This is a genomic window from Mesorhizobium sp. M7A.F.Ca.CA.002.15.2.1, assembly GCF_003998715.1.
GTDB classification, from domain to species: Bacteria; Pseudomonadota; Alphaproteobacteria; order Rhizobiales; family Rhizobiaceae; genus Mesorhizobium; species Mesorhizobium ciceri.
In genome coordinates this window covers 1-6,903 of record NZ_RZPI01000271.1, presented here as the reverse complement: position 1 = coordinate 6,903, position 6,903 = coordinate 1, and the positions used below count along the sequence as shown (strand labels likewise).

Here is a 6,903-nt window from a genome sequence, read left to right as displayed (position 1 = left end):
CCATAACGGCGGGCGACCTCGGAAATGATCGCATTCGGCTCCAACGTCTCTGCGATGATCCGCGCCTTGTCATCCACCGACCAGTGACGCCGACCGCCGGCACCGTTGATCACCTCGAAACGCCGAAGCTGCCGCTCCGGGTCAAGCGTAAGGTCAAGTCCAGACACAAGCCGATCTCCGATCCCAATACAGGATCGGCAACCTCACAGATCGCGACCACTCCCGAAAGGTGGTCCGGAAACACCGCTCTGATGTCCGCTGTCAAGGTTTGGAACGCATGAGGTCGCCCGATCCGAGGAACGGCTGCTCATTCTGATGATCGCGCATGGGTGGGGAGGCGGAACTGAAGGACGTCGGTGATCAAGCTCTGATGCGCGGGTTGGCTACCGCATTCCCGATTGTGCGTCCGGGGCTGTTCCTATCTTACTGCGGGCGTCGGTCGATTTGCCGGCCACAAAGCGTCTGACGGGCATTCCCCTGCCGTGGTCCCGCCTCCGCCCATGCGCGATATGTGCGCCATCGCGGCGAGCGATCAGGTGACGCGCGCCTCCCTTGCGACTGCCCACATAAAGCCGACCAGTTCACGGGCGATCGCGGTGCAGACGACCGTTGTCCGTTTGCCCCGAGCGCTCAGCATGCGGTAGCGGGCTGTCAGGCGGGACTGCGCCTTCCAGGCGATCTCACGCACCTTCGGTGACGCCTGCTCCAACCGGTATAGCTTCGCCTTCCCGACCTTGGGCGGATGTCGATAGGTCCAGGCGCTCTCGACCAACATGTGGCGAACCCGACCGTTGCCTGCCTTTGTGATGCCGCCGCGCCGGACTGTCTCCCCGGTTGAGCGCTCGCCGGGGACCCGACCGAGATATCCCATGAGCTGGCGTGGGCTTTCGAACCGGCTGGCGTCGCCGACTTCGGTGACGAACGTCACGGCGACAATTAGGTCTACCCCACGCAATGTCTGAAGCGCCCACACGATCGGTGCCAGCGACCAGGCCGGGACGAACTCTTCGATCACACGCTCCAGCCGCTCGACCCGCTCTTTCGAGACGCGCACCGCCTCGACCATCTCCTGGAGTGCGATCTGATGCGCGGGATGATCGAACCTTGTTCCTGAAGCCAGCGTAGATAGCGCATCGTCCAGCTCTTCTTTCGCGGATAGCTACGGCCGTGCTTGAGCATGAATGCGCTCACCTGCTGGCGATGGACCCGCAGCGTCTCGACCGCGCCCGCCCGCGCGCGAACAAGATCCCGTATGGACTCGTGCCCTTCATCGGGAACCCACACCGCGGTCAGCTCGCCGGCGCGCAATAGTCGGGCAAGGGAAATGGCGTCTCGACGGTTCGTCTTCACCCGATCGCCGGGCTTCCTTGGTATCAATGATGGTGCAACCACGGTGCACTCGTGCCCGAGCGACCGGATCAGGCGATAAAGGCCGTACCCGGTCGGCCCAGCCTCATAGCAGAAATGCACGTAATCAAAGCGGCTGGCGATCCGGCCTATGACCCGCCGCATGCTGGTCGCCGACGCGTCGACCTCACCGAAGAACCGAACCTCTCCTTCCCGGCCTGCCTCCGCAATCGCAATAGCGTTCTTAAGCTTCGCAACATCGATTCCGACAAATGCTTCTCTATAATCCGCCACGGCTCGTCCTCCTGTGGTGAGGATCGGCTCGGCCCGTCCGAGCAACCCTCGGACGCGCAGTGTAGGGCGAGCCACCTCATCGGCAGAGGCGGACATACGGTCTTACTGTCAAGACGCTGACGACCCAGAATCGCCGGGCGCTGCTGACGGCCCTCAAGTCGCTTCAGGAAAAGGCCATCGCCATCGAGAACGACATCCGTGGCCTGTTTCGTAACTTCGGTCTCAAAGTTGGCATTGTCGACGGCCGGCAAATTCGCGGATCGCATCCGGGACCCTTCCGGTGACATTCCGGAACTCGAGACATCATGGAGACGTTGCTCACCGCCCGTCGGAAACTTTGCGAGCAGTTCACGGTGCTACACGAAAGACTGTTGTCGATCGTGAGGGGTGACACGGTTTGCAGGCGGTTGATGACCGTGCTGGGCGTCGGCCCTATCGTTGCACTGGGTTTCAACGCCACGGTCGATATTCCTGCCCCCTTCAGGAATTCGAAGGACGTGGGGCCGTATCTCGGTTTGACGCCGCGGTTACATCAATCAGGCTAGGATAATCGCGTCGGCAGGTCAGCCTAGGAAGCTTGAATGGGATTGACTTCAACACGCCGAATAGACAAGTCCAGGCATTTGGTGGAGCGGATTGAGAGTGAAGCGCTCGGGCTGGGAAGCCCATGCCTTGCAGATGAACTCGTAGGGTGAGACCTTTGAGGGCCTTCAGCCTGCGGCCGAAATTTGTAGGCCGCAACAAAGTCGGCAAGATGCCGACGCAGTTGGTCATGATCGTCGTAGTGGAAACGCTTGCCCGTCGCGTCCTTGATGGTGCGGTTCATTCGCTCGACCTAGCCGGTGGTCCAAGTATGCTTTGGCTTCGTGGTTCGAAGCACAGCGCGACGATGCGGCCCCCGAACGTGCTTGCGGGCTTCCTGGCGCCGCGACGAGCGCTTGCAGGCGCTGACGGTCGCTGGCCAAAACGGTGAAGGGGGATGCTATTGCGCATGCATCTAACTCGCACGCCAAACCGCAAAACGGAATCCCGAAATCGGACTCTTTTGATCCGATCAATCCACTATGAGACGCCGATTCCGAAATAGCGGGTGTGGGCGACATTGAGGATGCGATTGATCAAGCTTACGAAGCTGTGTCCGCCGGCCGTTGCAGCTGTGCCATAACTGGAGTGTATACCAAGGGCCGGCACCGAGTTCATCTCTAGGACAAACGGTTGGCCTGAGCGATCGATCCGGAAATCGACGCGGGCATAGTCCCGGCAGTGGCAGGCACGGAAGGTCGCAACCGAAATATCCCGTAACATCGTCTCAAGCCCGCTCTCGATTTTCGCCGGGCAAATCTTGGGCACCGCTGCGGCCGCCACGTACTTCGCATCCCAATTCATAACACGCGTTTCGCGGTCACCGAAGTCCTGCTCCACTAGAGGCAAAACTTCGGGCTCCCCGTTTCCGAGCAACGCAACGCAGATTTCCCGCCCCTCGATGTATTCCTCCACTAGCGCATCCTGAGCATGCTGCGTGACGATCACTTCGACGGCCTGCCGCAACTTAGAGTGTTCATGTATGATCTGCAATCCGAAGCTGCAGTCCTCCTCCCGCGGCTTCACTACCACTGGGAATCTCAGGTCGCCGGTGTTCTCGGTGCCGCGACGCATCACGCGAAAGTTCGGAGTCGGCACGCCCTGATCGCGGATGAGCATTTTGGTAATGACTTTGTCTCCCGTCAGCCCAATCCCGAAGGGGCTACATCCAGTGTATGGAACACCGGCCATCTCAAGCATGGCAGGAACATGAGTGTAACGCTTTTCGCCCTGAATTCCCTCCGCCAAGTTGAAGACCATTCCCGAGGGGCGACCTTGCGGATCAGGTGGCATGAACCGCTCGAGACTGGCGAGCAGTCCTTTATCGCCTTCACACACTACCGTCTCGTGGCCGCCCTCTTGAAGTGCCGCCACCACATCTTCCAACGTGCCGCTATGCGGCCAAGGCTGCGGCGGCTGCGGACAAGGCTGACCGAACCGGTTAATCACACCGTTGAAATCACTGTTCGTTACGATGGCTACTCGCATGAGCTATCTCCTTTGACGTTTGTCTGCTGTCACGAAACCAATGAAAACTGGATGGAGGCCAACCGCTATATCAACATTGACGACCTGCACGAGTACAAGAGGCTCGAAGCACCATGGCTGACCCTTTTCACAACCCCCTCCACAAACATAGGTCCACCACCCGGTTCCCTCTCCGGTTCCCGACCCTTTCCGCTGGCGGTGCTCTTTTTGCCCAAGTAGCTCGAAAGACGGCGAGTTGGGTTGCGGTACCATCAATAAAGCCTTATGCAGGGTTTATGCCAAAACAGATGATAACCGGCGGATGAGAGCGCTCCGACGCGAAATGATCGCTTCAAAAACCGTGCCAACCTCGCAAAATGCACGTCGGCCAGTGCTTTGAGTTTGATATCAAACTTACGGTCATATCAGGTACTAAACTGGCCCGCACAACCACTATGTCGCAGGCGCGACAAAATCCGACAGAGATCGTATCCCAGGGGACGAGCGGCGACCCATCCGCAGTCTTTTGACGCTCGCCGGTCCCTTACATCGAGCCCTGGCGTCCAGAATTGAAGTTGGGCGAAGGCGATCCGCATAATCGTATGCCCGGCCTGGCCGGCTTCAACGTGCGAGCGCTGCAGCAGTTTCAACAATGATGGCGAGTCGGCATAAATCTTCTTGAGAGGCTGGCGCTTAATCCCGGAACAAACGCGGCAATCAGCACTTCGCCTTGCTCATTTCGATGACGGCCATAGTGTTATTGCGCGCTTCAAAAGCTGGACAGCGATTCCGCTAATTCCCGGACAGCGTTTTCACAAAAGTCCGACAGTTCGTCGAGGTTGGTCCTCGGCAGCCTGGTTGCTGTAGGGCTGATTGATTTCGGTGTTCTCGGAGTCGGTCAAGAGGGCCGAGGCTTTTTTCTTCGGATGCTCTCGCCCTGAAGGGCGATGCGGTGTGCATTGTGCACGAGCGGTCGTGTATAGCGTCGGCGACCGTGCTGTCGTTAATAAGGTCGTGCCAGCTTGCCACGGGGACCTGGGCGGTGATCAGGGTGGATTTTCTCTGATAGCGCTCCTCGACGATTTTCGAAGAGGTGGAAGCGCTGCTGATCGGAGAGAGCATGGTTGCCGAAGTCGTCGTGGATGAGCCAAGTGGACACGGGTGAGCTTGTCGATGAGGCGGGGAAAGGAACCATCGATGCGTCGCTCTCGAACAGGATAACAGTGCGGCTTCGGAAAAGTCCGGACAGGCTTTCCGGTAATCTCAATGATGAGATCCGCGCCCGCCGTTCCAAAAAAAGGTTCGGCACGAAGCCCGCATTTTTTGCACTGGGCTTACGGCGTGCTGATCCACTGTTTCGTCATTACTATTCCCGAGCCTTGCAACCGAGCCGGAAGCGTCAGGCGAATGCAGGATTCCTGCGCTCGTAGAGCGTCCCAGCTTGGTCAGCACAACCTGACGATACGCGCCATCTTGGCGGCAAAGGCATTTGACGCAGCTGAATTGTCACGATCAGACGGCAGTTGGATCCTCATTGGATGGCCAGTGTTGCAAAAATCACAGGCTGGAGATCGGACTTGCGCCCTGGTGAATTTCCGCCACCGCATCGGGGTCGGTCTTCAACCCGGCAACTTCGACTTCCCAATTATAATAGAGACCGCGGCCGGGGCTTTGGCGGAGAGGGTCAGTCCTGGCGATGCCTCTCTCGAGCCGGCCTACATTGCAGCTGCCAGGCGGTTGGTTGAGCGCGGAGCCGTCGCGATAACCAGGGACTGCGGCTTCAGTATCTGGTGCCAGGCTGCACTGGCCACGTCTGTCAAACTTCCCGTGGCCATGTCGAGCCTGCTACTGGCGCCCACGCTCCTCCGGCAGCTTCCGGCCGGCGCAAAGCTCGCCGTCTGGCCGCAGACTCAAGACACTGCGGCGAAGAGCTGCTGGGCATGGATTCATCCGCAGGGGCAAGAGTAGCCATCGGCGGCATCGAAGGTAATACGCGGCCGGCTAGTGTTACCGAAATGGAGTCCCCGGGTTGCAGTCTGTGTCGCGACTTCGCGCCGCACATCCCAAGATTGACGCACTCCTATTTGAATGTACATTGTCCCCGATGGTGACGTCAGCAATCCGTCGTAGGACAGGACTGCCCATCTATGACGCCGCGCCCCTTTATCGAATGACATTCGCGTCCGTGGCTTGACCGCTTGGAGGCCGTCAGGTGCTTGAGCGCGGCAGTCTCAAGTTTTAAGGGGTGGCAGCGTGGAATCTGCTCCTCGCGAAAGAAGGAAGCCCCAGGCGACTTTCGATCGTATATGCCGCGGCTAGGACGGAGGTGTCGGAATAGCGCGCGCCGACCAGTTGTAGCCCGACGGGCAGCCCTTGATCATCCAGGCCCGATGGAATCGATGCTGCTGGTTGCTGGGTCAAGTTGAAAGGGTAGGTGAAGGGCGTCCAGTCCACCCACCCCTTGTAACTATCATCCGGCACATTTCGCCCGACGGGGAACGGCGCGATAGGCATCGTCGGTGTGACCAAGAGATCGTAATTTTCGTGGAACTTCGCCATCAGAGCGGAGAGCTCGAACCGCATCGCCTCAGCTTCCTGAAATTCGGTAAGGGTGATCTTCAGCCCGCGTTCGGCACCTTCCAGAAAGCCAGGATCTAGTAATTGTCTTTGCTGTTTGTTCATTCGTGACACAATACGGGCGGCGCCAGCGAACCAGAATGTAGAAAACACCTCCACCGGATCCGCAAATCCCGGATTGACTTCGGCCACCTCGGCCCCAAGAGCTCGAAGCTGGTCGATCGCATTATCGGTAACGTTTTGGATATCTCGCGCCACCTTGACATAGCCGAGGTTCCGACTGTAGCCGATCCGCAGGCCCCTGATGGTGGTCTTTGCTGGATCGGGGTCGAGACCTAGGTACGCCGGACCCGCATAGCCATCGCGAGCGTCCTTTCGTGCAATCACATTCATCATCAGGATCGCATCCGCAACGGTGCGGGTCACCGGCCCCAAATGAGACAGCGTTGTCATGGCGCTAGCTGGCCATTGCGGAACGATGCCGAAGGTTGGCTTGAAGCCGAAGGTCCCCGTGAAGCTCGCCGGTATCCGGATTGATCCCCCGCCGTCGCTACCCTGATGAAGAAAGCCAAGGTTGAGCGCAGCCGCAACTGCCGCCCCTCCCGACGACCCGCCTGGTGTCAGGTCAGGATTCCA

At 59.0% G+C, this 6,903-nt stretch carries 5 protein-coding genes and 2 pseudogenes; 2 read left to right on the top strand and 5 right to left on the bottom strand.

The window, feature by feature from the left end; translation table 11 throughout:
- Positions 1-532: 532 nt before the first annotated feature.
- Positions 533-1,737: pseudogene (locus tag ENZ74_RS16600) on the bottom strand (IS110 family transposase).
- A gap of 209 nt (positions 1,738-1,946) precedes the next feature.
- Here ENZ74_RS16600 and ENZ74_RS35145 point away from each other — a divergent pair.
- The gene (locus ENZ74_RS35145; RefSeq protein WP_063169335.1) at positions 1,947-2,186 is read left to right on the top strand and encodes an IS110 family transposase; all 240 of its coding nucleotides are present in this window, start codon (positions 1,947-1,949) and stop codon (positions 2,184-2,186) included.
- Between the two features lie 48 nt (positions 2,187-2,234).
- On the opposite strand, the pseudogene ENZ74_RS16590 reads toward ENZ74_RS35145, so the two are convergent.
- The 3 genes and pseudogenes from ENZ74_RS16590 to ENZ74_RS16580 all read right to left on the bottom strand — a co-directional run.
- Positions 2,235-2,515 (bottom strand): annotated as a pseudogene (locus ENZ74_RS16590) (integrase core domain-containing protein); the annotation flags it as partial.
- Positions 2,516-2,703: 188 nt separating this feature from the next.
- Complete coding sequence (locus ENZ74_RS16585) at positions 2,704-3,711, bottom strand: ATP-grasp domain-containing protein (RefSeq protein WP_063169333.1); 1,008 nt, start codon at positions 3,709-3,711, stop codon at positions 2,704-2,706.
- Positions 3,712-4,482: 771 nt separating this feature from the next.
- Positions 4,483-4,812, bottom strand: a complete 330-nt coding sequence (locus tag ENZ74_RS16580) for an ATP-binding protein (protein WP_272482847.1) — start codon at positions 4,810-4,812, stop codon at positions 4,483-4,485.
- Positions 4,813-4,814: 2 nt separating this feature from the next.
- Here ENZ74_RS16580 and ENZ74_RS35710 point away from each other — a divergent pair, with 2 nt between their 5' ends.
- Positions 4,815-5,120, top strand: coding sequence for a hypothetical protein (locus ENZ74_RS35710; RefSeq protein WP_164548505.1), 306 nt, complete (start codon positions 4,815-4,817; stop codon positions 5,118-5,120).
- A gap of 808 nt (positions 5,121-5,928) precedes the next feature.
- Here the strand turns inward: ENZ74_RS35710 and ENZ74_RS16570 are convergent.
- Positions 5,929-6,903, bottom strand: a 975-nt coding sequence (locus ENZ74_RS16570; protein ID WP_127312870.1) for an amidase family protein, incomplete at its 5' end; no start/stop codon positions are given.